Origin of the sequence: Mesorhizobium sp. M0011, from assembly GCF_040324155.1 — a bacterium.
Classification (GTDB): Bacteria; Pseudomonadota; Alphaproteobacteria; order Rhizobiales; family Rhizobiaceae; genus Mesorhizobium.
The window spans coordinates 61,485-86,434 of sequence record NZ_JAMYVQ010000020.1; the positions used below are offsets into that span (position 1 = coordinate 61,485).

Here is a 24,950-nt window from a genome sequence, read left to right on the forward strand (position 1 = left end):
CTCCCGACAGGTCTATCTCCGCTCGCTCTCGTCCGGATCGTCGGATTTCACATTCTCGCGGTAGATGGCGTAGGCCGCGAGCGCCACGGCCGGCCCCAGAATGACGCCGAGACCGCCTTTTCCCTTAAGCAGGCTCGGCAGCACGGCGAGTGCGGCGGTGATGCCGATCGCCTTCATGTCGGCATTGCGGCGCCGCGCCCGGCGCCGGGCGCGCGAGCCTGCCGATATCCGGTAGACCAGCAGGACAACCCCGGCAAGCACCAGAAAACCGACGCCGAACCCCAGTGCCGCGGCAAGCGGCCCATAGCGCATCGCCGTCCAGATATAGGCGGCCCCGACAAGAAAGCCGAGACCGCAAAGTGCGGCGGCCATGGCGATCACATAGACGATTGCCGCCGTGCGCGCCCGGTATATGGCGGCCACGGTCTCCCCCGAGGCGAGACCCGAGATCAGGGTTGCCAGCATTCCCATCCGAAGCGCGACTAGCGACGCGCGATGAGCGCGAAAAGGAAGCCGACGCCGGCGGCGATCGCCAGTGACGTCACCGGCTTTTCGCGCACGCTTGCCATCATCTGCGCTTCAATGTCCTTGGCATTGCTGCGCAGGCTGTCAAAGGCTGCTTCGCCCTGCGCACGCAACTGCTCGACCCCTTCCGTGGCTGCGCGGCGCGCGGTGCCGTAACCATGCTCGCCGGTCTTGGCCAGTTGTTTGGTGAGCTTGTCGATGTCGGCCTTCAACTGCCTGATGTCGGCTTCCAGGTCCGCATTTGCACGGGCGTCGTTTGCGGTCTTTCCTGCGGCAGTGGCCATGGCTTAACTCCTTGTGATTGCTTGGTTTCAAACGCGCTGCCCGCCTCAAGGTTCCGGCATTGGGGACAAAGTAGCCGAAAACGCATCGGCGCGCACCCGGTCCGTCGGCTCCCGCAAAAGACGCTTCCTCAGATTAATGGCCGGCGCGCTTCACCCAGCCCTTCCCAGCCGGCGAGCCGCTTGAGGCCTTCATTGTCGGAGACCACGCAGCCGCCGTCGCGCCAGACGATCAGCTTGCGATCCATCAGCTTGCGGATCGTCTTGTTGGTGTGAACCAGCGACAGGCCGAGCGTATCGGCAATGTGCTGCTGCGTGATCGGTATCTGGACAGTTTGGTTGCCATTCAGTCCAACGACCTTGGCGCGGCTGCCGATGAAGGCGATGAGATAGGCAGCGCGCTCGATCGCACTGCGGCGCCCGAGGCTGAGCAGGTTCTCGTCCAGCATCCGCTCTTCACGCGATGCGATCCAGGTGATGTCATAGGCCAGCCCGGGATGATTGCGGTACAGCTCATGCAGATATTCGCGCTCGAAAACACACAGCAGCATCGGCGACAGTGCCTCCACGGAATGCTGCATCTCGCCCATCACACTGCCTTGCAGGCCGATCAGATCGCCGGGCATGAGATAGTTGAGGATTTGGCGGCGGCCGTCCCGCAACAACTTGTAGCGAAACGCCCAGCCGGAGAGCACGGTGTAGAGATGGGCGCTATGGCTTCCCTCCACCAGCACCGTGCCACCCTTTTCGACTGCGAGTTCGCCCTTCTTGAATTTGCTGATGAAGGCCAGTTCCTGTTTTTCGAAATCGCGGAAAATCGGCAACGGCCGCAATGGGCAGTTCTCGCAAGGATATTGGCTATTGTTCTGGACTGACATTTCGACCCCCTTCGAAAGCCCGCTCTTGGAGGAGCGCGTTTCCCGTTGCAAGGATTGAGATTCCGCCCGCTTGCCACATGTCTTTTTTAAATGACAGCAAGCGAATTAGCGATCATGACTCCGGCGTTTCAAGGAGTCTTTGCCTGTGCCCACATTGCTTGACGGATTGCGGATTCTGGTCCTGGAGGACGAATTTCTGATCGCCATGGATGTCGAGCAGCTTTGCCGCGACCATGGCGCCGATGAGGTGGTGATCGCCCGTGACCTGACCGAGGTCGATGGCCGCGAGGTCGCCACGCGATTCGATGCAGCCATTGTCGACTTAATGCTGGGCGGTGTCTCGACGATCGATTTCGCCTCCGGCCTGCGCGCGGCAGGCATACCTTTCGTGTTTGCGTCGGGCTATTCGGATGCAGAGGAGATCAAGGCATCGTTTCCGGGCGTCAGGCTGATTGGCAAACCCTATTCGGGTGAAGACCTCGTGCAAGCGGTCGCCGCGGCCTGCGGACGCGCTTGAGACACGATCGCGGTCAGCTTGCCGGCGAGCTCGTTACCTGGGCCGAAATTGCGTCCGGACCATACTCGTCCTCGCCTGATATTTTCAGGATCTCCTGCAAGCGCGTACGGGCTCGGCTGACGCGGCTCTTGATCGTCCCCACCGCGCAACCGCAGATCTCGGCGGCCTCCTCGTAGGAGAAACCAGACGCGCCGATGAGGATGATGGCTTCGCGTTGGTCCTCCGGCAATTGTTCCAGCGCCCCACGAAAATCCTTCAGGTCAAGCTGGCCGTGCTGAGCCGGATGAACGGCAAGCCTGGCCGTCATGATACCGTCGCTGTCCTGCACTTCGCGCCCGCGCTTGCGCATCTGCGAATAGAACTCGTTGCGCAGGATGGTGAAAAGCCAGGCCTTGAGATTGGTGCCGGGCTGGAAGCTCTCATGCTTGTCCCAAGCCTTGACGAGCGTTTCCTGGACGAGGTCGTCGGCTTTATCGGCATTTTGCGTCAGCGACACGGCGAACGCGCGCAGACTTGGGATTGCCCCAAGCAGATCGGTCTTGAAGCCTTGTGAGACCGCGGCCATGCCTCAGTCCTTCTTCTGTGCGGGTTCAGCCTGTTCCAGCTGGCTAAGCAACTGGGAAAAGCGATCCGGCACATCGTCGGAGACCAGCGCGTCGTAATATTGTTTGAGTTTGCGTCCGATTTCGGAGTTCGGTCCAAGAGCATCACCAGAACCGTTCCGGCGCCTGCTCTCGGCGCCAGCCAGAATATCTTTCGTCATATCCTTCATTTTGCCCTTGTATTCCCAGCGCTCAAGCCGCTCTTATCATACTCAACACAACGCAAGCGGCGCCCTCGTCTGGTTGCCCATCCCGACCACAAACGCCACTCCCCGGCTTTTGTTCCGTCGAGGCGGAACTTTTTCAAAAAATCCGCGTTAACGTCAGGGCTTGCAGTCAGCTTGACCTATGCAGTCATGTCATTCTGAGGGAGACGTCTTACCATGAGCTTATCCGCCACCATCGCACCACATCTGCCCTTCCTGCGCCGCTTCTCGCGGGCTGTTTCCGGGTCGCAAGAGAGTGGTGATGCGCTGGTAGCCGCGATGCTCGAGGCCATCATCGCCGATATCGAGATATTTCCCGAAGCATCGAGCGACCGCATCGCGCTGTACAAGGTTTTCGCCAAGCTGTTCACATCCGTCGCCATCCGCGTCCCGCAGGAGCAGGCGCAATCGGCGTGGGAACAGCGCACCGCCGCCAATCTGAATGCGATCGCGCCGCGGCCTCGTCAGGCCTTTCTGCTCGTGGCTGTCGAAGGCTTCAGCGAGGACGAAGCGGCTGAGATCCTCGACGTCGGCGACCAGGAGTTTTCAGAGCTGCTTGCCCAGGCGAGCAACGAGATATCCCGTCAGGTGGCAACCGACGTTCTGATCATCGAGGATGAACCACTGATCGCCATGGATATCGAAGAAATGGTAGAGAGCCTCGGGCACCGCGTCGTTGGAACGGCGCGCACCCATGCCGAGGCAGTGATGATGTTCGGCAAGACACGGCCGAAGATGGTGCTGGCCGACATCCAGCTTGCCGACGGCAGTTCCGGCATCGAGGCCGTGAACGAGATCCTGTCATCGACGTCGGTGCCGGTCATCTTCATCACCGCCTTCCCCGAGCGCCTCTTGACTGGCGAACGGCCGGAACCGGCCTTTCTGGTCACCAAGCCGTTCAATCCCGACATGGTCAAGGCGCTGATCAGCCAGGCACTGTTCTTTGACCGCCAGGCGAAAGCCGCCGCATAGTCGTGAATTGGGGAAGTGGTAATCGTGCCGCCTGATGCACGCGGGCGGCGACGGGGAAATTCCTGCGCGCTTCCTGCTTGAACGATTTGCAAGCTCGGTCTTTTTCGGCAAAGGGTGGGAACAAACCGCAGCCACCCACGTTTTTATCGCACCATTCGAAGGAGATGCATCATGCTTTACTGGGCGCTCGTATTTCTCGTCGTTGCGATCATCGCCGGCGCGCTTGGTTTCGGCGGCATCGCCGGTACATCTGCCGGCATAGCGCAGATATTGTTTTTCATCTTCCTCGCTTTCCTGGTCATTTCGCTTCTTGCGGGCCTGTTCAAACGGGCTTCATAACAACGAACGGCCGAACACTGGAAGCCGCACCCCTCAAACGGTTTCCAGCCACCGCCGGGCGGTGTCCTAAAGGACGCCGTCCGGCGGACCGTTTTTTGGCGGCGGGTTCGGGAAACCTGTTTGGAACCCATTCACCGGTGAGCCGTTCAGCCTGAATTGGGTGGACAGTTTGGCCGATGGGTTCCAGGACCGGAAACAGGAAGGACGACGTGCAAAGCGATGAAGTCATCGCCCTCCATCCTGCCGAAAGCGGCATGCAGCTCGGCCGCGCCCTTCTTCACGCGTTGCACAATGCCGGCATTTCCGTTCTCTACCAGGATCGCGAGATGAAAACCGTATGGGCGCGCAACATGCGTGCGCCCTGGGTTTCGGATACCACCGACAGCATCGGTATTCTGCCGGAGGCGCAGGCCGACCGCATCGGCGCGGCCAAGCGCGACGTCATTGCATCCGGCAACCCCCAACGTCTCGAGATCAGCGTTCCCGTCGAGGATGGCAGCCGCTGGTTTGAGGTCTGGATCGATGCCGACCACGGCGACGGCGGCACGGTGCAAGGCGTCGTCACCACGATGGTCGAGACGACCGAGCAAAAGCGCCGCGAGCAGACCCTGACGACGCTGTTGCGGGAGGTAAGCCATCGCTCCAAAAACCTGCTGGCGATCATCCAGAGCATAGCCACCCAGACCGGTCGCTACTCCGACAGCATCGGCGATTTCCTGACACGCTTTCGCGGCCGGCTGCAATCGCTGGCTTCGTCCCAAGATCTCGTGACCTCTTCCAACTGGCGGGGTGCAGCACTTCGCGAACTCGTGTCGGGCCAGGTGGGCCGCTACGGCGGCGATCCGGTTCGCAGCCTGAGATTTCAGGGGGCAAACCCCTATCTCAATCCCAACGCTGCCCTGCATATCGGCCTTGCGATGCATGAACTCGCCGTCAATTCGGTGAGCTATGGCGCCCTGTCGCGGCCCGATGGATTCGTCGATGTTACAGCTAACCTGACCGCCGCCGACACGGGAACCTCCCTGTCCCTGACATGGGCCGAGGCAATCGGAGCCAGTGATGTTAGGCGTAGCGAGAAGCGCTTCGGCAGCGTCGCACTCGAACGGGTCGTGCCGACGTCGCTGAACGGAACGGCGACGCTCGAAATCGCGGCTGGCCGTCTCGAGTACCGCCTTGTCGTTCCGCACGGCAATTTCGAGACGGATTGAGCGGCCCGAGCTTCCTTAACCAGCTGTTCACCATAAAAGCAGATGCTGTTTTTCCCAGATACCGCTGGAACTTGTTGCATCACCGAACATTTCCGCAGCAGGATTGCAGCATGGTGCGGGAGGAATGCCTTGACGGTTGCCGACATGAACAGACTGGAGCAGGCCGCCCGGATTTCCATGGGCGAGTTTGAGGACTCCGAGGCATCCGCGCCACCGCTGGCCCCTGTTCCCAATGGGGCCTTGCGCCTTGTCGCGCTGGGCCTGCTGGCCGTGATCGCGGTGGTCGCCCTGTACCAATTGGTCTGAGGCCAGCTCGTTTCGGCCGGTGACAGAATCGATTGTCGCCCTCTTACTTCCCTGCCCGGCCCAGCGAGCCAGGAACTTTGGCGAATGTAGACCGTTACTATGGCGAGAGGACTTCCCGCCATGGAACATATCGCTGCATTGCTGCTGGTCATCGGTTGCTCGAACACGATGGCCGACTGCCGTGAACTCCAGGTGCCCAGAAGCGTTTTCGCGAGCGCCGAGCAATGCGTGGCCGAACGCCCGTTCGCCTTGGGCGACGTGCAAGGGCAGGCTGACAACATCGTCGCCAAATGCCTTGCCGTCGATCCGGCGCTTGAAGACGACTATGATAAGATCGTCTGGAATGTGCGCGCCGATGGTACGCTTGACGCGTCTTTGGCAATTTCCAGCCTCGTAATGGCGTCGAACGCGGCACGCCCAGAAAAAGACTATCTTCACCAACAATAGATTGCAGCAGCAAAGGCCGTCATTTCATGCTAAATGGCAGCTGGAGCTTTACCAAGTGAGGACAAAAAGTGAGGAGTGACTCTATGCGGAAGATGATTATTGCACTGGTTGCGGTGGTTGCCGTCAGCGGCTGCACCTCGACCGAGCAGGACGTGGTTGGCGGCGGCTTGATCGGCGCCGGTGTCGGCGGCTTGGTCGGCGGCGGCAAGGGTGCGCTGATCGGCGCGGCCGTTGGTGCCGGTTCCGGCCTGCTGGTGCGCAATCTGCGCAACGGCTATTGCCAATATCGCGATCATCGCGGCCGGATCTACACGGCTCGCTGCAACTAATTCGGCGATAATCGAAACGTGGATCCGGAGGCCGGTCCGCTGGCCTTCGGATTTTTCATGTCTGGACGCTTGATCCTTTTCGGGTGAAGGTCGCGCTCAGTTGGCGAGTGGAATTTTGATTTCAACGTTCAGCCCATTGGCCTGGTAATCGCGTTTGATCGTACCGCGCAGCTCCCGCGTCACGTTGAGATCGATCAGCTTGGTGCCGAATCCGGTCTTGGCTGGCGCTTCGAGTTTCGTCTGCCCGTTTTCGCGCCAATTGAGAGCCAGCGTCCTGTCGCGCCCGCGCCCTTCGACCGACCAGTCCACTTTCAGCGCGCCGACGGAATTGCCGGCTTCGCCGTATTTCAGCGCATTCGTCGCCAGTTCGTGGAAGGTCAGGCCGAGCGCTTGCGTCGTGGTTTCGTCGAGCAGCACCTGCGGCCCTGACAGCAGCCCCTCGGGCAGCTCCTTGCCGAACACCTGGCCGAGTTCGATGCGCAGGAGATCGCCAAGATCGGCCTTCTGCCAGCGCGAGCGCGTCAGCATGTCCTGGGACGCCGCCATCGCCTGCAGCCTGGCCGAGAAGGATGCGGAAAACTCGTTGACGTCGGTAGCCCGCGATGCCGTCTGGCGCGCGATAGCCAGCACCCTGGTGATCGAATTCTTGATGCGATGCTTCATCTCCTGCAGCATCAGGTCTTTTTCGATCAGGCTCTTTTCCGTCGTTTCGTGCAACCGCGACGCTGCCTCATAGGCCCGCTCCTGATAGCGCGCCACCAGCGCGATGGCGCCCGCCAACAACAGGCCGAACAGCCCCAGCATCACCGGAATGGCGCGCGACGACGGCTGCGAGAAGGCGCTTGTCGGCCGGAACAGGACAGTCCATGGCCGTCCGGCGACGATGATCTTTCGGGTGACCAGCAGCCTGTCGCCGAAAGTCGACGCCGGCGGCGTCTCCGACCGGAACAGCAGATTATCGCCGTTCACGGCACCATCGCCATCATAGATTTCGGTGTTGACCGGCAGCAGCGGCGACCGGCTGAGCGCGGTCTGGAACAGATCGCGAGCCCGAAAGGCCGCATAGAGAAAACCGGCCGTCGAGGATCTCGAAGCATTGATGACGTCGGGAGCGGTTTCGACATTGAGCCGCACGAAAACGAAGAAGCCGGTGAACGTCTGCGCGACGCCGGTGTCCTGGCCCAGCTGCACCAGCCCGCTGGCGTGCTGCTGGTCGTCGGACATCGCCTTCTCGATCGCCACACGCCGCGCCGGTTCGCTGAACATGTCATAGCCGATGCCCGCTTCATTGGATGGATCCAGCGGTTCGAACAGCACGATAGGGGTGCGCCAGGGTTGAGTGGTATCCGGGTAGATTGGATGACTGACGCCATAATCGTGCAGCATATCGCGTTCGACCGTCGCCTCGTCGCCCGCCTTTACCAGCCTGAGGAAGCCGATACCGCGTAAGCCGGCGAAATTCTTGTCGACATCGAGCGCGGTGAAGAACGCCTTGAACTCATTGCGAGAAATATCGCCATCGCGGGCGTCGAACAGGGCCTGCGTCGAGCGCAGCAGCGACAGATGCAGGTCGATGCGGCTCTCGATCCGGTTGAGCGCATCGTCGGCAGTCGCCTCGAACTTGATGCGCGCGGCTTCCTGCGTGGCGAAATAGGCAAAACCTGCCATCACCATGCTGATCAGCGCGACGGCGATAAAGGCGATGATCGGAAAAAGCTTCTTCAACGGATCGTGCGGTCCCTGCAATGTCGGACCTTTATGGGCAAGTCGCCGTGCCAACACAATGCCAAGGCCAAGCCATCCTTACGGCTGGCATATCACGTGTCCGGCAACCGCGATCTGGCTCGATCTCAGGCCGCGATCTTCAGCGCGCCCGGTCCGGGAATGGCGCCCGGCGGGCATTTGCCCAGAATGATCATTCCCAGCACCTCGTCCTGGGTGACATCGGTGGTGCGGGCGGTGCCGACCACCTGGCCGTTTTTCATGACGCAGACCCGGTCGGCTAGCTCGAACACATCGTGGATGTCGTGGCTGATCAGGAAGATGCCGATGCCGTCGGACTTGAGCTGCTTGACCAGTTCGCCGACCTGCGCCGTTTCCTGCGGACCAAGCGCCGCCGTCGGCTCGTCCATGATCAGGATGCGGGCGTTGAACAGGATCGCACGCGCGATCGCCACCGATTGCCGCTGGCCGCCCGACAGCTTGATCACCGGCTCCTTGAAGCGCTGGAACCGGGGATTGAGCCGACCCATCACCTTGCGCGCCTCGGCCTCCATGGCAACGTCGTCGAGCGTGCCCCAGGCGGTCATCAGCTCGCGGCCGAGGAACAGATTGGCGGCGGCATCGACATTGTCGGCCAACGCCAGCGTCTGATAGATCGTCTCGATGCCATATTTCTTGGCGTCGCGTGGATTGGAGATCGATGCCTCCTCGCCGTTGACGAAGATCTGGCCCGAATCGCGCTTGTAGGCGCCGGACAGGATCTTGATCAATGTCGACTTGCCGGCGCCATTATGGCCGAGCAGCGCCACGACCTCGCCGGGGAAAAGATCGATCGAGGCGTCGTCGACGGCGCGGATGCCGCCAAACGCGATCGAGATGTTCCTCATGTCGATCAGCGCGGTGGCTGCAGGAGCAGTCTTGTCAATCATGGCATGCCCTCCTAGACGCGCTTGCGATAGACGGTGTCGAGCCACACGGCGATGACCAGGACGGCCCCGACGACGATGCTCTGCAGCGGCGAGTCGACGCCGAGCAGCACCATGCCGGACTGCAGCGACTGCATCAGCAGGGCGCCGAGCATGGCGCCGATGATCGTTCCCGATCCGCCAGCTAGCGACGTGCCGCCGATCACGGCGGCTGCAATGACGAGCAGCTCGTCGAGCGTTCCAAGCACGTTGGTGGCCGAATTCTGCCGGGCCGAGGAGATCGCCGCGGCGATCGTGGCCAGCACGCCCATGATCATGAACACCTTCATGGTGATCCAGCGCGTGTTGATGCCGGCGAGATTGGCCGCCTCGGGATTGCCGCCGATGGCGAAGACATAGCGGCCGAAACGGGTTCGGTTGGTGATGAAGGTCATGACCAGCCCGACGGCGACCGCCATCAGCACCGGTATGGCGATACCGTGGGCGATGAACAGGCCGCCTTCGGGAACGGTGATGTTGTTGGCGGCCGCATATCTGTTCACGATGCCGATCGGCCAGGGATAGGAATTGGCGAGCCAGACCGCGCCCATGATGGCGCCGCAGGTGACGAGACCGAGCAGCGTCTCGGCCCAGATCGGACGTAGCGGAAACCGGAAACGCTTGCGCTGCACCCGGCCGTTGAACAGCCCAAACACCACGGCGAGGCAGGCGACGATCCCGACGACCCAGCTCCAGGTCGCGCCGATCGATCCCGCCGGCCCGCCGCCCATCAGCTGAAAGGTGGCGTCGAGCGGCGCCACGGTCTGGCCTGACGTGACCCACCAGGCCGCACCGCGCCAGACCAGCAGGCCACCCAGCGTCACGATGAAGGCGGGCACTTCGAGATAGGCGATGACGAAGCCTTGAAAGGCGCCGATCAACAGGCCGAGCGCCAGGCCGATGACCAGCGCCAGGACCCAGATCCACGGATTGCCGAGTTCGAGCCCGACAAAGCGCACCAGGAAATGCACCTGGGCGAACCCCATCACCATGCCGATCAGGCCCTCGGCGGAACCGACCGACAGGTCGATGTTGCGCATGACGATGACCAGCACCATGCCGCAGGCCATGATGGCAACCGCGGATGTCTGCACGGACAGGTTCCACAGATTGCGCGGCGTGAGAAAGGTGCGGCTGTCGAAATCGAGCGGGTTGACGCCCAGGCGCAGGCTGGAAATGCCATGCAGCCCAATCCAGATGACCAGCAGCGCGCCGATCATGCCGAGCATGCGGGTATCGATCTCGGTCGCCTTCAGGAACCGGGCGACGGCCCCGAGTTCCGACGCGCGCGCCGTATCGGTCTGCGGGTTTGACGTCGTATCGGTCATGATTTCCTCCCACCGACTGGCCGTCTGACGCGCATGCCGGAGCCCAGCCTAGAAGCTATCCGCATGATGCGGAAACACAAAAGTCTTTGAGAAAACGCCGCGGCTTTTGGGCCGCGGCGTTGAGAATGCAGGAACAAGCCAGCTTTTAGTTGCAGGCCGCGACGGTGCCGGCAGCGACGCCCGTGCAGACTTCTTCCTTCTTGATCCAGCCAGCGTCGATGACGAGGTTGAGATTGTCCTTGGTGATGGCAATCGGAGTCAGGAACAGCGACTTGACGGTGTTGCCGCCCGGCGTCGTGAAGTCCTTGGCGCCGGCAATGTCGCCGGTCTTCTTGCCGTCTGCGAGCTGCGAAGCGATCTCGGCGGCCGTCTTGCCGAGCTCACGCGCGTCCTTCCACACCGAAACGGTCTGCGTGCCGAGCGCGATACGGTTCAGCGCGGCGTGGTCGCCGTCCTGACCCGAGACCGGCACAGTGCCGGCAAGGCCCTGCGCCGTCAGCGCCGCGACGACGCCACCGGCGGTGCCGTCATTGGCCGCGACCACCGCGTCGACCTTGTTGTCGTTGGCGGTCAGGAACTGTTCCATGTTCTTCTGGGCGTTGGCGGGCAGCCAGCCATCCGTGTAGGCTTCGCCGACATTCTTGATCTTGCCGCTGTCAATGGCTTCCTTGAGCACTTCCATCGAGCCCGAGAACAGGAAGTCGGCATTGGGATCGGCACCGGAGCCCTTGATGAAGACGTAGTTGCCTTCCGGCTTGACCTTGAACACTTCGCGGGCCTGCATGCGGCCGACTTCCTTGTTGTCGAAGGTCAGATAGAAGACGTCCTTGTTTTCGATCAGCCGGTCATAGCCGACGACCGGGATGCCTTCGTCCAATGCTTTCTGCACCGCAGGGCCGATCGCCGAGGCGTCCTGCGCCAGAATGATCAGCGAATTGGCGCCCTGCGAAATCAGGCTTTCGACGTCGGTGAGCTGCTTGCCGGGATTGGACTGCGCATCGGCGGAGATGTACTTGTCGCCAGCGGCCTCGATCGCCGTCTTCATGGCGGCCTCGTCGGTCTTCCAACGCTCTTCCTGGAAATTGGACCAGGAAACGCCGACGACCTTGTCCTTCGCCTGCGCGACAGACGCGAGCGTCAGCGACATGGCGGCACCCGCCAGGATGGCGGCTGTGAATCTTTTCATATTATCCTCCCTGCGCCGCGTATGGCGCGACCAAACTGACCCGAGGGCCGGCATAGAAGCCCTATTTTTTCGAGCCTCGAAAAAACACTGGGCCAACGCCTGAACGCTGTCAACATCGAATCTGATGGATTTTGATGGCCTTTCGAATTTTTTTCGAGCCCCGGAATAAATAAATGACAGGGCGCGCGGCTTCTGCCAGTATTTATCTGCGTTGCCGACAGCGTTCCAGGGCAGGAAGAACCGCGGCGACCGGGAGGACGTGAAAGAACATGTCGGTCGGAATCCGCCACGACGATCTGCGTCGCCGCAACCGGGCGATGGTAATTGCGGCCGTGCGCCAGGCCGGACAACCGTCCCGCACCGAAATCGCCGCGACCACAAGCCTCAGCCATTCGACCATCTCGGCGATTTCCTCCGACTTGATCGTCGAAGGCATCCTGACCGAAAGCAAGCCGAGCGAGGCCGGCTCGCTCAAACGCGGCCGGCCGCAGGTCGGCCTCAGTCTCAATCCGGAAGCGGCCGCGGTAATGACCGTGGTGCTGTCGCTGAACTTCCTCTCCGTCGCCGTCATCGACTATGCCGGCCAGGTAGTATCCGAGGAACAGCGCCGGCTGGACACGCTGACGATGTCGCGCGAGTCGCTGATCGGTGAATGCACGGCAATCGTGCGGCGCCGCCTGGCGGATCCCGACCTGGACGTGCGCAGCATCGCCCGCATCGCGCTGGCCATCCAGGGCATCACCGACACCCGTGCCCGCGCCATGCTGTGGTCGCCGATCACTCCGCACACCGACATCGCCTTCGCTGACATATTCGAAGACGAGTTCGGCATCCCCGCCATAATGGAGAATGACTGCAACATGATGGCGGTGGCATTGCGGTGGCGCGATCCGCTGCGCTACCGAGACGACTTCATCGCTATCCTTTTGTCGCACGGCATCGGCATGGGACTGGTGCTGAAGGGCGAATTGTTCACTGGCACCCATTCTTCGGGCGGCGAATTCGGCCACATGATCCATCGGCCGAACGGCGCGCTCTGCCGCTGCGGACGGCGCGGCTGCGTCGAAGCCTATGCGGGCAATTACGCCATCTGGCGCAACGCCAGGCAGATGGGCGAGGATGCAGAACCCGTCGCCGATGTCAGCGACGCCGACATGCGCGCCCTGGCTGCCGCGGCCCGCGAAGGTGACGGACCCGAACGGGAAGCCTATCGCAAGGCCGGCGAAGCGCTCGGCTACGGCCTCGGCAGCCTGTTCGCGCTGATCGATCCGGCGCCCGTTGCCATGGTCGGCGTCAGCGCGGCCGCCTTCGACCTGATAGAGCCGGCACTGCGCGAAGCGATTGCCCAGACCGCCGGCGGCCAGCACTCAAAATCGATTTCCTTCGATACAGAGCCGAACGAACTGCCGCTGATCCGCGAAGGCTGCGCCATGCGGGCATTGATCTTCGTCGATCAGGAGATTTTTGCGCCGGGCGTGCAGGCGAGAGGGAGCGCCGGAAAGAGCGTGGCGTGAGGGCCAGGGTCAAAATTGCGCGGTCCGCAACATCTACCGCTCCGTGAAAGCGCGCGCGAAGGAATCGCGCATCGGCCGTACGAGATACTCGAAGAAAGTCCGTTCGCCGGTGCCGATGAACGCTTCTACCGGCATTCCAGGGTAAAGCTGCTCCGCTTTCACTCCGGGCGGCAAGTCGGCGGCAATCTTCAGCTTGGCGCGGAAATAGGGTTCATGCGTAGCCTGATCGATGAGCCGATCTGCGGAAACCTGTGTCACCATGGCTGAAATCTCAGGGGTGAGCCGCATGTTCAACGCTGATAGTCGCAGTTTTGCCGGCTGGCCGACACGAACCTGGTCAATGTCTTTCGGCGGCAGCCGTGCATCGACGATCAAGCCCGATGCCGTAGGCAGAATCTCCATGATCTTCTCGCCGGGGGCAATCACGCTGCCCTTGGAATTGTAGGTGGACGATACCACGATGCCCGCCGCTGGCGCCTTGATCGTCGTCCGCCGCAGCACTGCCTCGGATGCCCGCATCTGTTCGTCAATGTCAGCCAGCGAAGAACGTACCTCGTCGAGTTTCGTCAGGGCTTCCTCCACGCGCTGCGTGGTCAGGCGCTCTATCTGCTCCTGGGCTTCGACGATCTGGGTGTTGGCCGATGCAAGATTTGCCTCCAGCGCCCCTGCCTGCCCGACGAGATCGGCCTCGCTACGCAAAAGCTGTGAATATTCAGTGCGATTGGTGAGGCCCTTGTCCAAAAGGCTGGTCTTGATGCCCAGTTCTTTCTTCACGACTTCGGCCTGTTGCTCAATGGCCTGTTTCTGGGCCTGCAACCCGACGACCGATTGGCGATGCATGGCAACCCGTTGCCTGAGGATCGATTGTTCCGATCGAAATCGGGCGAGCCTGGCGTTGAATTCCTTCCGCTGTTCTTGAACCAGGACCTCGAAATTGTGCTGGAACGGTGCCGGCGCAGCCTCTGTGATTGGCGCAAGCCGATCCAACCCGTCGCGTTCCGCCTCCAGCCGCGAGGCGCTGGCCTTCAAAGCGATCGACTGTCTCGTCAGCCGGTTGAGTTCGGCTTGCGCGGCTGTTCGATCCAGCAGGATCAGTTCCTGGGCCTGTTGCACGCGATCACCCTCATGGACGAGCAACTCTTGGATGATGCCGCCCTGGGGATGCTGGATGAGGATGTTCCCGCCTGTCGCCGAGATTGTGCCTTGCGTGATGACCGCGCCGGACAACGGTGCACTGACCGCCCAATAGCCAAAGCAACCAACCAATATCGCCATTGCCGCGTATCCGGCGAATGCCACCCGGCGAATGTCGGTGCGTGCTGTGCCTTCCCGGACGAGGCTTTGCGCTGTCATCTTCTACGATCCAAAGCGGACACTATGAGGGGTGCCGCGGATCGTCGTGGCAAAAGACCCTGTCACCGCCATGCTGCGCTGTGGGGCAAGGCTGATGCCGGCGATCGGCTGCCGCATCACGTCGCCGCTTGGACCGAAGGCTTCGATCACTCCGCTGCGCAGAAGCATCACGCGGTCGCAGGCTGCGGCGATCGAAGGGCGGTGCGTTATCACGATTGTCGTAACGCCCGCCGCTTTTGCGGCGGCAAGCACTTCTTCGAGCGCGGCTTCGCCGCTGCCGTCGAGATGGGTACTGGGCTCATCCAGAACGAGAACATGCGGATTGCCGTAAAAAGCGCGCGCCAGCCCGATCCTTTGGCGTTCGCCGCCCGATAGTGTTCTGTCCGACGGACCTATTCTGGTCTGATAGCCGTCTCGCTGCTCCAGTATCAGCTCATGCGCCCGGGCATTCTTTGCTGCCTCGACGATAGAGGCGTCATTCGCATCGGGTTCAAAGCGGGCGACATTTTCCGCGATCGATCCGGGAAAGAGCTCCACCTCCTGAGCGAGATATCCGATATGCCGGCCAAGCTGCTTCTCGTCCCAGGTTCTGAGATCGGCGCCATCAATCCTGACGCAGCCGCTGGTTGCCTGAATCGCACCGACAAGCAATCTTGCCAGGGTGGACTTGCCGGCTCCGCTCGGACCTATTATCGCCACCGCTTCGCCTGCGCCGATGCGGAAGTTCAGTCTCTTGATGATGGGTTCGGTGCCGGGCGTGGCGTTCGGCGCGACAAAGATCAGGCCCTGCACGACAATTTCGCCGGACGGGTCCGGCAAGGTCAGTTTTTGCGCATGTGCCGGATGGGCGGAAAGCGCCTTGTCCAACCGCTTCCACGATCGTCTGGCGTCGACGATCTGCCGCCATGACCCGATCAGTTGGTCGAGCGGCTGCAGCGCGCGGGACGACACCAGGGAAGACGCGAAGATCATGCCGGCCGTCATCTTCCCTTGCAGCACGAGCCATGCTCCGACACCCAGTATTGCCAGCTGAAGCATCATGCGTACGGCTCGCGACGTTCCACTGAAAATCGCGTTGGCCATCGACGAACGGTCATGCAGGACTAGCGCCTCCGCCACGTGCCTTCCCCACACTCGCGCGGCGTTTTGGATCATGCCCATGGCGCGCAGCGTCTCCGCATTCCGGGCAAAGGCCTGCTCCGACAGGCTGGCAACAGCCGAGCGTTCCGCCGACAAGGCATCATTCCTGCCGGTGGCAAACTGATTTGCCAGGACCAGCGCAAGCAACAGACCAGATCCCGCCAGCGTAAGCCAGAACAGCAAAGGATGGATGAGGTACAGCAGGGCGAGGAAGAACGGAGCAAACGGCAGGTCGAACAAGACCGCCGCGCCACGTGACCTGATGAAGGCGCATACCGAGGCAAGGTCGCGCAGTGGAGGCAGGGCTGCTCCCCCGGCGTACTTAGCCTCCAGCGAGACGGCGAATGTCCTCGCGCCCAGTCTGTTGTCGACAATGGCTGCAACGCGCTGCGTGTAAACGGAGCGGACCGCATCGAGGAGACCGAGAAAGGCGAGTGCGAGAACCGCGATAGCAGAGAGGTAAAGAAGCGTCTCGACGCTGGAGGAAGGCAGGACGCGGTCATAGACCTGCAAGAGATAAAGGGGGATCACCAATAGCAGGATGTTGATGAGGAACGAAAAAACACCGACATCGGCGATGGCGCGCCTCAAGACTGCCCGCAGATCAGACCGTGCAATCATTCCCGCGCTCCTAACGGCTCATGGCCCCAACATAAGGGCGTCGCTTAGACCGAATGGTCGCCGGCGATGTCCAAGGGGTGGTGCTGCAGGTCGTCCAGCGTATAGGCGCGGATGTAGTCGATCTTCATCTCCGCTGGCGTAGCCAGATGGTCAGGAGGCTGGCCGGCAATGCCGCCCACCGCGAGATTGGCCAGCATATACATGGGATCGTGCATGTCGGCCGGCGTCGCTGCTTGAGCGACCTTTACACTATCGTAGGTCCAGACAAGCTCATCCTTCGTCCAGAGCAGGCCATAGGTGTGGAAACCGTCGGTATCCGCAACGTTCACCGTTGACGAAACCTTCGTGTGCGCTCCCGTCTCATTGGAATGCGCCGTCATGTAGAGCGTGTTCGGGTCCTGGCCGCGCGTTTCGACAACGTCCAGCTCCGGCGGCCACGATCCGTCCTCCGGAAGCAGCCAGAACGCCGGCCAGGCTCCGGCTGTTTCAGGAAGATCCGCCCGCATTTCGAAATAGCCGTAGGTTTGCGAGAAGGTGTCGTGGGTCGTCAGGATCCCCGAGGTGTATTCGTAGTTGTTGATCAGAGGCTTGATGTCCTCCGGCGCCTGCGCGGCGGTGATGGTGAGGACGCCGTTCTCAACGCTGAACGGATGGACCGAACTCGTCGGGCCATAATTGGCGTCGATATACCACTGCAACTCACCATTGCTGCTCAACGTGCTGCCGTTCGGCGCTCCCCACCAGAAATTGGAATTCCAGGTGCCGTCCTGCCCGTCCCGAAGGCTCAGCGTGTTGAAATCGTCGGAGAAGGACAGCGTCATTGCGGACTTGTCGATCGGAAGTTCGAACTGGGTGGGCTGCAGCTTGTCGATGGTCGTATTCTTGAACACCAGGATCTCGTCGGATCCGAGGTTCAGCATCACGTTAGATTCCACCTGGACCATCTGTGAACGGACGGCATCGAACGAAGTGAAGTCGTAGCCGTCAAGCCGGACCGCATCGGTCGCACCGAAGTCGAAGATAAGATCGCTTCCATTACCTTTGGAGATGGCGAAAGTATCGGCGCCATCGCCGCCGATCAGGACATCATTTCCCTTGCCGCCATCCAGCGTCTGGTGACCCGACCCGCCCTTGATGATGTTGTCCACCGCATTTCCGAACGCAAATCGGTTGGTGCCGGTAACGACGAGGTTCTCGAAATTGTCGGGGAGCTTGTAGCTCATCCATGTGTCGATCGTGTCGATCCCTGCCCCAGGATCCTCGACCACCTTATTGTTGGTGGAATAGAGATGATAGTAGTCGTCGCCGGCGCCACCGTAGATCGTGACAGTGACGCCGGTGTCTCCCCAGAAGGAGTCGTTGCCGGAGGTGCCATGCAGTTCCGGTCCAGACCCGGTGGCCGAGAACCAATGAGTGGAAGCGCCGGTGTAGGCAAGAGGGATGCCCTTGGCATTTAAGACCGTGCTCATCAGAAATCCTTCCCAATGGTGCCCGACCTGGTCAAAGGTCCGGCGACCGCTTCCAAGCAACGCTGCAAAGAACGAGATCGTTCCACGGAATCGTCATTAGATCCGAGATCGCGTTGAGCAATCGACAGACGAGCAATGAATAAAGAGGAGAGGACTCGCAATAATTTGAAGTAATTTATTAAAATTGTATATTTCTGCAGAATACGCGTCATCCGACGAACGTATATCTAAATTAACTCAAAGTCATTCTTGCGTGGCTTTCTGGGCGGAGTCTGCGGGCAAGATGGCGACGTACCAAGTAATTCGCCGTGCTTCCTGCGGCCAGCCGGGCCCCAATAGAGAGTTTGGGAGATCGGGGAACGCCAGAAGCTGCCTGTCGCTTTGGCCCAAATGCAGTCATTCGAAACCTGATGAGGATGACCGCTCCTGGCGTCACGTGCTCGCTCCCCATCCATGAGACGAGTGCAACATTCCACCGGCTGTTGGCGACCGCGTGCTAATCGAGTTTTCCCGATCTATCGGGACGGAACAGCCACCTAGTCTTCCCTGATCGCGTAACCCGCCCCACGGATGGTGCGGATGACATCAGGCATGCGGCCGTTGTTGACCGCCTTGCGCAGCCGGCCGACGTGCACGTCGACAGTGCGTTCGTCGATGTAAATCGTCTCGCCCCAGACATTGTCGAGCAGCTGGCTGCGCGAGAACACGCGGCCGGGGTGGCGCATCATGAATTCGAGCAGGCGGAATTCGGTCGGCCCGAGCCGGATCTCGCTCTTCTTGCGATAGACCCGGTGCGACTCGCGATCGAGCACGATGTCGCCGACCTTTAGCACGCTGGACAGCACTTCCGGCTTGGCCCGGCGCAGCAGCGCCTTGACCCTGGCCATGAACTCCGGCGTCGAGAACGGCTTGACCAGATAGTCGTCGGCGCCGGTCGACAGGCCGCGCACGCGGTCGCTTTCCTCGCCTCGCGCGGTCAGCATGATGATCGGCAGCCGCTCGGTCTCTGGGCGCATTCGCAGGCGCCGGCAGAGTTCGATGCCGGAAACCGCCGGCACCATCCAGTCGAGCACGAGAAGGTCGGGAACGTTCTCCTGCAGCCGGATTTCGGCCTCGTCGCCGCGCGTCACCACCTCGACCTGGTAACCTTCGGATTCAAGATTGTAGCGGAGCAGCACGCCTAGCGGCTCCTCATCCTCCACCACCATGATGCGTGGTGCGATCATCGGCTGGTCACCCCTGTTATGCCGCTGGCGCGGACATTGCCGTCTCGTCCTGCTTCGGACGATTGGCTGGCAGCTGCGTGCCGGTCAAAACATAGTAGGCATTTTCGGCGATGTTGGTCACGTGGTCGCCGATCCGCTCGAGGTTCTTGGCGCAGAACAACAGGTGCGTGCACGCCGTGATGTTGCGGGGATCTTCCATCATGTAGGTCAGCAGCTCGCGGAACACCGAGGTGTATTTGACGTCGATGCGTTCGTCATTGTTTCTGAGCGTGGCAAGCGCTGCCGGGTCGGCGGCGGCGTACTCGTCGACGACCCCCTGCACCTGGATCAGCACCAGTTGCGCCATCGCGTCGATCGAATGCGAAAGGTCGTGCGGCGTGACACTCAGCCCGACAGTGCCGACGCGCTTGGCGATGTTCTTGGCAAGGTCGCCGATGCGCTCAAGGTCGCCGGCCATGCGGATCGAACCGACCACCGCACGCAGATCGTTGGCCATTGGCTGGCGCTTGGCGATCAGCGTGATGGCGCGATCGTCCAGCTCGCGCTGGCGTGCATCCATGATGGCATCATCGGAAACCACGCGCTGCGCCAGCGCATTGTCCGAATTGAGCAAAGCCTTGGTCGAGCCACTGACCATCGAGCGGGCGAGATCGCCCATGTCGCGGATCAGCTGGCTGATCTGCTCCAGATCCTCATCGAAAGATGCGACGGTATGTTCACCCATGATCTTCGTCCCTCGTATGCCTGAGCTCAGCCGAACCGGCCGGTGATGTAGTCCTGGGTGCGTTTGTCGTCGGGGGTGGTGAACATCTTGTCGGTGGCGCCCTCCTCGACCAGATAGCCTAGATGGAACATCGCGGTGCGCTGCGACACGCGCGCTGCCTGCTGCATCGAATGGGTGACGATGACGATGGTATAGTTCTGACGCAGTTCGTCGATCAGTTCCTCGACGCGAGCGGTGGCGATCGGGTCGAGCGCCGAACACGGTTCGTCCATCAGGATCACCTCGGGTGACACGGCGATGGCGCGTGCAATGCACAGACGCTGCTGCTGGCCACCGGAAAGACCCGTGCCAGGTTCTTGCAAACGGTCCTTGACCTCGTTCCAGATCGCCGCCTTCTTCAGGCTCGACTCTACGATCTGATCCATATCGGCCTTGCGCTTGGCCAATCCGTGGATGCGCGGACCATAGGCAACGTTCTCGTAGATCGATTTGGGGAACGGATTGGGTTTCTGGAACACCATGCCGACGCGCGCCCTGAGTTCGACGACATCGATGTTCTTGTCGTAGATGTCTTCTTCGTCGAGCGTTATCTTGCCGGTTACCCGTGCTGAATCGATGGTGTCGTTCATGCGGTTGAGGCAGCGCAGGAAGGTGGACTTGCCGCAGCCGGAGGGGCCGATCAGCGCCGTCACCTGATTCAGGCGGACGTCGAGATTGACATCGAACAGCGCCTGCTTCTCGCCATAGAACACGCCGACCTTGTCGCCGCGCATTTTGATCACTTCGTTCGACTTCATCTTGTCGCCCACTGCGTTTTCAAGGGACTGTTCGGTCATGATGTTCATACCAAGATGCCTTTTTTTCTACCAGCGCCGCTCGAACCGACGCCGAAGCACGATCGCGGTGATGTTCATGGCCATGAGGAAGACGAGCAGGATGATGATGGCGCCGGACATACGCTCGACGAAGGCGCGTTCGGCCTCGTTCGCCCACATATAGATCTGCACCGGCAGCGCGGTGGCCGGATCGAAAGGCGTCGTCGGTGGATCGGCGACGAAGGCGACCATGCCGATCAGCAGCAGAGGCGCGGTTTCGCCGAGCGCACGCGCCAGACCGATGATGGTGCCGGTGAGGATGCCGGGCGCGGCAAGCGGCAGGATGTGCTGGAACACCATCTGCATCTTGGAGGCGCCAAGACCGAGAGCTGCCGAGCGGATCGACGGCGGCACCGCTGCAAGTGCGGCTCGCGTCGCGATGATGATCGTCGGCAGCGTCATCAGCGTCAGCACCAGGCCGCCGACGAAGGCGGCAGAGCGCGGCATGCCCAGGAAATTGATGAACACCGCGAGGCCGAGCAAGCCGAAGACGATTGACGGCACTGCGGCCAGATTGTTGATGTTGACCTCGATAAGGTCGGTAAAACGGTTCTTCTTGGCGAACTCCTCCAGATAGATGGAGGCGGCGACGCCGATCGGCAGCGCCAGGAGCAACACGATCACCATCATATAAAACGAGCCGATGATCGCCACGCCCATGCCCGAGGTTTCCGGGCGGCTGGAGGCGCCGTAGGTGAACAGGCCGCTGTTGAAGTGCTCGGCCATCGCGCCCTCGGCCTTGAGCTTGTTCATCCAGGTGATCTGCTGGTCCGAGACCTTGCGTCGCGCTTCCTCGACGCTGAGGTCGATCTGACCCTTGAAAGCCGAGTCGAGATTGGCGGCGGCGAGGATGTTGACGTCGCGCGTCGTGCCGATCACGGACGGATCGGCGGCAACGATGTCGCGCAACTGGACGCGGGCGCCTTCCGACAGGAAGCCCTTGAGCTGCTTGATCGCCGGCTTGTCGTCGGGATTGATGCCGAGCTTGGCCACCAGCGCGTTTTCGGCGAGCTTGGGATAATTCGCCTTGATCAGAACGCTCGGATCGGTTGCGCGTTTGCCGGAAGGATCGATCACCTTCTCGTCGAACGAGATCGGCAGTGATACCGTCGTCTGCCAGAAGGCGGTGTAGCCTTTCGAGACGATGGTGATCAGCATGATTGCCAGGAACGCCAGGCCTACGGAAATCGCCACGACGCCATAGATGCGGAATCGGCGCTCGGCAGCGTAACGGGCCTTCAGGCCGATGTCGCGGCGCGGATGGGCCGCCGCCCTGACCATCGTATCCATGGAAATGTCGGTCATTCGTACTGCTCCCGATATTTGCGCACGATGTAGAGCGCGACGATGTTCATCACCAACGTCAGCGCGAACAGCGTCAGGCCGAGCGCGAAGGCGACCAGCGTCTGCGGCGAATTGAACTCGAGGTCGCCGGTGAGCTGGTTGACGATCTTGACGGTGATGGTCGTCATCGCCTCGAACGGGTTGATGGTGAGGTTAGCGGCGACGCCCGCCGCCAGCACGACAATCATCGTTTCGCCGATGGCGCGCGAGGCAGTCAGCAGGATGGCGCCGACGATGCCGGGCAGTGCAGCCGGCAGGATCACCCGCTTGATCGTCTCGGAGCGGGTCGCGCCGAGGCCAAGCGACCCGTCGCGCATGGCGCGCGGCACCGCGGTTATGATGTCATCCGAAAGAGAGGACACGACCGGGATCAGCATGACGCCCATGACCAGGCCGGCGGTGAAGATGCTCTGGCCCTGGATGAAGGGCGAACCGCCGGTCAGTGCCGCGGACAGGTCGCGCAGGAATGGCCCAAGCGTGACGACGGCGAAGATGCCGTAGACGATGGTCGGTATGCCGGCCAGCAGTTCAAGCGCCGGCTTGACCACCGAGCGCACCCTGGGCGTTGCATATTCGGCCATGTAGACAGCCGACATCAGCCCCACCGGCACCGCAACCAGCAGTGCGACGGCGGCGATGTAGAGCGTGCCCGCAAGAAGCGGGATCAGGCCGAACTGGCCCTGGCTGCCGCCCGAACCGGCAGCGGCAAAACGCGGATCCCAGACGGTGCCGAAGAAGAAACTCATCGGCGAGACGCTTTCGAAGAAGGTGATCGTCTGGAACAGCATCGAAAGCACGATGCCGATGGTGGTCAGGATGGCGATGGTGGAGGCGGCAAGCAGCCCCCACAGCATCAGCCTCTCGACATTGTTGCGTGCCCTGGCGCGCGGCTCGATCTGCCTGAGCGCATAGAAGGCGCCGGCGATCGAGGAAACGAGAATGACAATGGCGCCGAACAGGCCGAGCCGGTCCTGGACCTTGTTCGCCTCGACGGCGATCGGGATCATGTAATCCTGCGTGTCGCTCGCCAGTGCCACACCCTTGGCGGCGAGCAGCGGCTGCAACTCGGCAAAGCTGGCAGGCATTGCGGCCAGTGTGCCTGCATCGAGTTTCCGCAGGCCCCTGGCGAGGCTCTTTACCAGGCTGACATCCAGTGCCTCACTGGCAACCTTGCTGTCGACGGTGCGCTCGGGCAAGGCAGCGTGAATGTGTCGGTCCAGATAGATGGAAGACCCGACGGTCCAGACGGCAAGCAGCAAAAGAGCAGGCAGGACGGCGAGCAGGAAGGCCCACCAGCCATGATAGTGGGCGCGCGAATGCGGCTTGACCTTGCCATTGTCCTGGGCCGCGGCACGCTGCCGGCCGATGAAAAAGGCAACCAGGCCGACGGCAACGACGATGGCCAGTACGAGCAAGGACGACATGGACCCACCCCAAGAGAAATTCTTACGCAGCCGCCGTTGCGGCCTGCGATGAAACCGGGGCGCGGGATTGGCCCGCACCCCGGTTCGGCAGCTGATTACATCGACTTTCCGGCGGCGAAAGCGTCACGCTGGGCCTGACGCTCGGCATCCGGAGCAGCAACGAGGCCGTATTCGGCGAGCGGGCTTTCCGGGCCAACCATCTGGTCGTCAAGGAAGAACTCGACATATTCCTTGAGGCCGGGAACGACGCCCAGATGCGCCTTCTTGACGTAGAAGAACAGCGGGCGCGAGACGGGATACTTGCCGCTGGCGATCGTCTCGGTCGAAGGCACGATGCCTTCCACGGTGGCGACCTTCAGCTTGTCGGCATTGTTCTCATAGAAGGCGAGGCCGAACACGCCGACGCCGGTCTTGTTGGAGTCGATGCGGGCGAGCGTCTCGGTATAGTCGCCATCGATGTCGACGGCCTTGCCGTCCTTGCGGATGGCGATGCAGGTTTTGCCGATTTCCTTGTCGTCGGCAATGCCGGCAGCCTTGAGAGCAGCCTTGTCGCAGCCGGCATCGAGAAGCTTGGTCTCGAATACTTCGCGCGTGCCGTGCTTTTCGCCCGGAATGTAGGCGGCGATGTCCCAGTCGGGCAGCTTCGGATTGACCTGGCTCCACTTGGTGTTCGGATTGTCCACCAGCTTGCCGTCGACGACCAGCTTGGCCGCGAGCGCCTTGTAGATGTCGGCGGGAACCAGCGCCCAATCCGGGCCCTTGATGTCGGTGGCGAAGACGATGCCGTCATAGCCGATCCGGACTTCCTGGACTTCTTTCACGCCGGCGTCGGCGCAGGACTTGAGTTCGTCCGCCTTGATCGGACGCGACGAGTTGGCGATGTCGATCGTGTCTTCGCCGACGCCCTTGCAGAATTCCTTGATGCCCGCGCCGCTGCCGCCGGATTCGACGACCGGGGTCTTGAAGTTGGTGAATGTTTCGCCGAACTGCTCGGCGACGATCTTGGCATAAGGTAACACGGTCGATGACCCGGCGACCTGGATCTGGTCGCGCGCGGCGGCGAAGCCGGACGTCGCGGCGATCGCAAGCGCAGCGGCCGACGCCGTATAGAGGAATTTCTTCATGTGGCCTGCTCCTGTTCGGAAGATGGTCTCTCGGCGCTCGTCAGTCGGCACCCGCTGAGGCCAATAGCCTTCGATTATAACAGTCGCATGACAGTTTGATGTCACCCCGGTAACGCGTCATCGGGATGAGCAGAATGCCGCCTGGCCGGCACTCCCGACGCAGCCCGGCTTTGTCACCGGAATCAGGGACTTGCTCGATTCGGTCGAGGCTGGCCGGCGATTTGGAGATCAGCCGGCCTTTATGAAGAAAAGCCGGACGGGAGCGCGTTGCTCTCAGCCAGACGGTGTCGTGGCCGGGCCATCGCCGAAAACAGGTCCGTTGGGG

At 61.5% G+C, this 24,950-nt stretch carries 26 protein-coding genes; 8 read left to right on the plus strand and 18 right to left on the minus strand.

The genetic code is table 11. The features are described from left to right. Positions 1–12: 12 nt before the first annotated feature. From NKK51_RS21130 to NKK51_RS21140, 3 genes are all read right to left on the minus strand, one after another. Complete coding sequence (locus tag NKK51_RS21130) at positions 13–471, minus strand: hypothetical protein (RefSeq protein ID WP_352554484.1); 459 nt, start codon at positions 469–471, stop codon at positions 13–15. An 11-nt stretch (positions 472–482) separates the two neighbouring features. Further along, positions 483–809: an ElaB/YgaM/YqjD family protein gene (locus tag NKK51_RS21135; protein WP_023811001.1), complete on the minus strand. Its 327-nt coding sequence runs from the start codon at positions 807–809 to the stop codon at positions 483–485. A gap of 128 nt (positions 810–937) precedes the next feature. Then, positions 938–1,684, minus strand: a complete 747-nt coding sequence (locus NKK51_RS21140) for a Crp/Fnr family transcriptional regulator (protein ID WP_023811000.1) — start codon at positions 1,682–1,684, stop codon at positions 938–940. 205 nt (positions 1,685–1,889) lie between these two features. On the opposite strand from NKK51_RS21140, the gene NKK51_RS21145 reads away from it, so the two are divergent. Next, positions 1,890–2,201 (plus strand): response regulator, encoded by a 312-nt coding sequence (locus NKK51_RS21145; protein ID WP_050592687.1) that lies wholly within the window; start codon positions 1,890–1,892, stop codon positions 2,199–2,201. Positions 2,202–2,214: 13 nt separating this feature from the next. Here NKK51_RS21145 and NKK51_RS21150 read toward each other — a convergent pair whose 3' ends face one another. Together NKK51_RS21150 and NKK51_RS21155 are read right to left on the minus strand one after the other, a co-directional pair. Continuing rightward, positions 2,215–2,766 (minus strand): RNA polymerase sigma factor, encoded by a 552-nt coding sequence (locus NKK51_RS21150; protein ID WP_013529285.1) that lies wholly within the window; start codon positions 2,764–2,766, stop codon positions 2,215–2,217. Positions 2,767–2,769: 3 nt separating this feature from the next. Continuing rightward, positions 2,770–2,973, minus strand: coding sequence for a NepR family anti-sigma factor (locus NKK51_RS21155; protein WP_023810998.1), 204 nt, complete (start codon positions 2,971–2,973; stop codon positions 2,770–2,772). Between the two features lie 213 nt (positions 2,974–3,186). Between NKK51_RS21155 and NKK51_RS21160 the strand changes: the two genes are divergently transcribed. From NKK51_RS21160 to NKK51_RS21185, 6 genes are all read left to right on the plus strand, one after another. Continuing rightward, positions 3,187–3,981, plus strand: a complete 795-nt coding sequence (locus NKK51_RS21160; RefSeq protein WP_023810997.1) for a response regulator — start codon at positions 3,187–3,189, stop codon at positions 3,979–3,981. 171 nt (positions 3,982–4,152) lie between these two features. Beyond that, the gene (locus NKK51_RS21165; protein WP_013529282.1) at positions 4,153–4,320 is read left to right on the plus strand and encodes a DUF1328 domain-containing protein; all 168 of its coding nucleotides are present in this window, start codon (positions 4,153–4,155) and stop codon (positions 4,318–4,320) included. Positions 4,321–4,496: 176 nt separating this feature from the next. After that, positions 4,497–5,528: a sensor histidine kinase gene (locus tag NKK51_RS21170; protein ID WP_164893021.1), complete on the plus strand. Its 1,032-nt coding sequence runs from the start codon at positions 4,497–4,499 to the stop codon at positions 5,526–5,528. 129 nt (positions 5,529–5,657) lie between these two features. Continuing rightward, positions 5,658–5,834 (plus strand): hypothetical protein, encoded by a 177-nt coding sequence (locus NKK51_RS21175; protein WP_127295168.1) that lies wholly within the window; start codon positions 5,658–5,660, stop codon positions 5,832–5,834. A gap of 120 nt (positions 5,835–5,954) precedes the next feature. Beyond that, a complete protein-coding gene (locus NKK51_RS21180) occupies positions 5,955–6,281 on the plus strand; it encodes a hypothetical protein (protein WP_023810995.1) in 327 nt (108 codons plus the stop codon). 83 nt (positions 6,282–6,364) lie between these two features. Beyond that, positions 6,365–6,610, plus strand: a complete 246-nt coding sequence (locus tag NKK51_RS21185) for a YMGG-like glycine zipper-containing protein (RefSeq protein WP_023810994.1) — start codon at positions 6,365–6,367, stop codon at positions 6,608–6,610. Between the two features lie 96 nt (positions 6,611–6,706). On the opposite strand, the gene NKK51_RS21190 is transcribed toward NKK51_RS21185, so the two are convergent. From NKK51_RS21190 to xylF, 4 genes are all read right to left on the minus strand, one after another. Then, on the minus strand, positions 6,707–8,335 hold the full coding sequence (locus tag NKK51_RS21190; RefSeq protein WP_352554485.1) for a CHASE domain-containing protein: 1,629 nt from the start codon (positions 8,333–8,335) through the stop codon (positions 6,707–6,709). A gap of 125 nt (positions 8,336–8,460) precedes the next feature. Continuing rightward, positions 8,461–9,261 carry an ATP-binding cassette domain-containing protein gene (locus NKK51_RS21195; protein ID WP_023810992.1) on the minus strand — a complete coding sequence of 267 codons (801 nt, stop codon included), beginning with the start codon at positions 9,259–9,261 and terminating at the stop codon, positions 8,461–8,463. A gap of 11 nt (positions 9,262–9,272) precedes the next feature. Beyond that, positions 9,273–10,625, minus strand: coding sequence for a sugar ABC transporter permease (locus NKK51_RS21200; protein WP_352554486.1), 1,353 nt, complete (start codon positions 10,623–10,625; stop codon positions 9,273–9,275). Between the two features lie 145 nt (positions 10,626–10,770). Continuing rightward, the gene (gene xylF, locus NKK51_RS21205; protein WP_023810990.1) at positions 10,771–11,811 is read right to left on the minus strand and encodes a D-xylose ABC transporter substrate-binding protein; all 1,041 of its coding nucleotides are present in this window, start codon (positions 11,809–11,811) and stop codon (positions 10,771–10,773) included. 269 nt (positions 11,812–12,080) lie between these two features. Here xylF and NKK51_RS21210 point away from each other — a divergent pair, with 269 nt between their 5' ends. Beyond that, entirely contained in the window at positions 12,081–13,325 is a 1,245-nt protein-coding gene (locus NKK51_RS21210) for an ROK family protein (RefSeq protein ID WP_352554487.1), read from the plus strand. A 33-nt stretch (positions 13,326–13,358) separates the two neighbouring features. Here NKK51_RS21210 and NKK51_RS21215 read toward each other — a convergent pair whose 3' ends face one another. The 9 genes from NKK51_RS21215 to NKK51_RS21255 form a co-directional block, all read right to left on the minus strand. Continuing rightward, complete coding sequence (locus NKK51_RS21215) at positions 13,359–14,678, minus strand: HlyD family type I secretion periplasmic adaptor subunit (protein ID WP_502902476.1); 1,320 nt, start codon at positions 14,676–14,678, stop codon at positions 13,359–13,361. 3 nt (positions 14,679–14,681) lie between these two features. Next, on the minus strand, positions 14,682–16,439 hold the full coding sequence (locus NKK51_RS21220; protein ID WP_352554489.1) for a type I secretion system permease/ATPase: 1,758 nt from the start codon (positions 16,437–16,439) through the stop codon (positions 14,682–14,684). A gap of 44 nt (positions 16,440–16,483) precedes the next feature. Further along, entirely contained in the window at positions 16,484–17,908 is a 1,425-nt protein-coding gene (gene eglC, locus NKK51_RS21225; RefSeq protein ID WP_352554490.1) for an endo-1,3-1,4-beta-glycanase EglC, read from the minus strand. A 536-nt stretch (positions 17,909–18,444) separates the two neighbouring features. Next, positions 18,445–19,134 (minus strand): phosphate regulon transcriptional regulator PhoB, encoded by a 690-nt coding sequence (gene phoB / locus NKK51_RS21230; RefSeq protein ID WP_010911896.1) that lies wholly within the window; start codon positions 19,132–19,134, stop codon positions 18,445–18,447. A 16-nt stretch (positions 19,135–19,150) separates the two neighbouring features. Then, on the minus strand, positions 19,151–19,858 hold the full coding sequence (phoU, locus tag NKK51_RS21235; protein ID WP_352554491.1) for a phosphate signaling complex protein PhoU: 708 nt from the start codon (positions 19,856–19,858) through the stop codon (positions 19,151–19,153). A 26-nt stretch (positions 19,859–19,884) separates the two neighbouring features. Further along, entirely contained in the window at positions 19,885–20,703 is an 819-nt protein-coding gene (gene pstB / locus NKK51_RS21240; RefSeq protein ID WP_224698713.1) for a phosphate ABC transporter ATP-binding protein PstB, read from the minus strand. Between the two features lie 18 nt (positions 20,704–20,721). Next, complete coding sequence (gene pstA / locus NKK51_RS21245) at positions 20,722–22,038, minus strand: phosphate ABC transporter permease PstA (RefSeq protein WP_023810984.1); 1,317 nt, start codon at positions 22,036–22,038, stop codon at positions 20,722–20,724. After that, positions 22,035–23,501, minus strand: coding sequence for a phosphate ABC transporter permease subunit PstC (gene pstC / locus NKK51_RS21250; protein ID WP_128305021.1), 1,467 nt, complete (start codon positions 23,499–23,501; stop codon positions 22,035–22,037). The genes pstA and pstC overlap by 4 nt, the downstream gene beginning before the upstream one ends. A gap of 95 nt (positions 23,502–23,596) precedes the next feature. Then, positions 23,597–24,625, minus strand: a complete 1,029-nt coding sequence (locus NKK51_RS21255; RefSeq protein ID WP_352554492.1) for a PstS family phosphate ABC transporter substrate-binding protein — start codon at positions 24,623–24,625, stop codon at positions 23,597–23,599. Positions 24,626–24,950: the final 325 nt, after the last annotated feature.

Coding starts and splice junctions, on each gene's coding strand:
- NKK51_RS21170 (WP_164893021.1), top strand. CDS start 4,497: ATGGGTTCCAGGACCGGAAACAGGAAGGACGACGTGCAAAGCGATGAA.
- NKK51_RS21180 (WP_023810995.1), top strand. CDS start 5,955: ATGGAACATATCGCTGCATTGCTGCTGGTCATCGGTTGCTCGAACACG.
- phoU (WP_352554491.1), bottom strand. CDS start 19,858: ATGGGTGAACATACCGTCGCATCTTTCGATGAGGATCTGGAGCAGATC.
- NKK51_RS21160 (WP_023810997.1), top strand. CDS start 3,187: ATGAGCTTATCCGCCACCATCGCACCACATCTGCCCTTCCTGCGCCGC.
- NKK51_RS21255 (WP_352554492.1), bottom strand. CDS start 24,625: ATGAAGAAATTCCTCTATACGGCGTCGGCCGCTGCGCTTGCGATCGCC.
- pstB (WP_224698713.1), bottom strand. CDS start 20,703: ATGAACATCATGACCGAACAGTCCCTTGAAAACGCAGTGGGCGACAAG.
- xylF (WP_023810990.1), bottom strand. CDS start 11,811: ATGAAAAGATTCACAGCCGCCATCCTGGCGGGTGCCGCCATGTCGCTG.
- pstA (WP_023810984.1), bottom strand. CDS start 22,038: ATGACCGACATTTCCATGGATACGATGGTCAGGGCGGCGGCCCATCCG.
- NKK51_RS21195 (WP_023810992.1), bottom strand. CDS start 9,261: ATGATTGACAAGACTGCTCCTGCAGCCACCGCGCTGATCGACATGAGG.
- NKK51_RS21155 (WP_023810998.1), bottom strand. CDS start 2,973: ATGAAGGATATGACGAAAGATATTCTGGCTGGCGCCGAGAGCAGGCGC.
- NKK51_RS21220 (WP_352554489.1), bottom strand. CDS start 16,439: ATGATTGCACGGTCTGATCTGCGGGCAGTCTTGAGGCGCGCCATCGCC.
- NKK51_RS21135 (WP_023811001.1), bottom strand. CDS start 809: ATGGCCACTGCCGCAGGAAAGACCGCAAACGACGCCCGTGCAAATGCG.
- eglC (WP_352554490.1), bottom strand. CDS start 17,908: ATGAGCACGGTCTTAAATGCCAAGGGCATCCCTCTTGCCTACACCGGC.
- NKK51_RS21130 (WP_352554484.1), bottom strand. CDS start 471: ATGGGAATGCTGGCAACCCTGATCTCGGGTCTCGCCTCGGGGGAGACC.
- NKK51_RS21210 (WP_352554487.1), top strand. CDS start 12,081: ATGTCGGTCGGAATCCGCCACGACGATCTGCGTCGCCGCAACCGGGCG.
- NKK51_RS21140 (WP_023811000.1), bottom strand. CDS start 1,684: ATGTCAGTCCAGAACAATAGCCAATATCCTTGCGAGAACTGCCCATTG.
- NKK51_RS21150 (WP_013529285.1), bottom strand. CDS start 2,766: ATGGCCGCGGTCTCACAAGGCTTCAAGACCGATCTGCTTGGGGCAATC.
- NKK51_RS21145 (WP_050592687.1), top strand. CDS start 1,890: ATGGATGTCGAGCAGCTTTGCCGCGACCATGGCGCCGATGAGGTGGTG.
- pstC (WP_128305021.1), bottom strand. CDS start 23,501: ATGTCGTCCTTGCTCGTACTGGCCATCGTCGTTGCCGTCGGCCTGGTT.
- phoB (WP_010911896.1), bottom strand. CDS start 19,134: ATGATCGCACCACGCATCATGGTGGTGGAGGATGAGGAGCCGCTAGGC.
- NKK51_RS21200 (WP_352554486.1), bottom strand. CDS start 10,625: ATGACCGATACGACGTCAAACCCGCAGACCGATACGGCGCGCGCGTCG.
- NKK51_RS21165 (WP_013529282.1), top strand. CDS start 4,153: ATGCTTTACTGGGCGCTCGTATTTCTCGTCGTTGCGATCATCGCCGGC.
- NKK51_RS21215 (WP_502902476.1), bottom strand. CDS start 14,678: ATGACAGCGCAAAGCCTCGTCCGGGAAGGCACAGCACGCACCGACATT.
- NKK51_RS21185 (WP_023810994.1), top strand. CDS start 6,365: ATGCGGAAGATGATTATTGCACTGGTTGCGGTGGTTGCCGTCAGCGGC.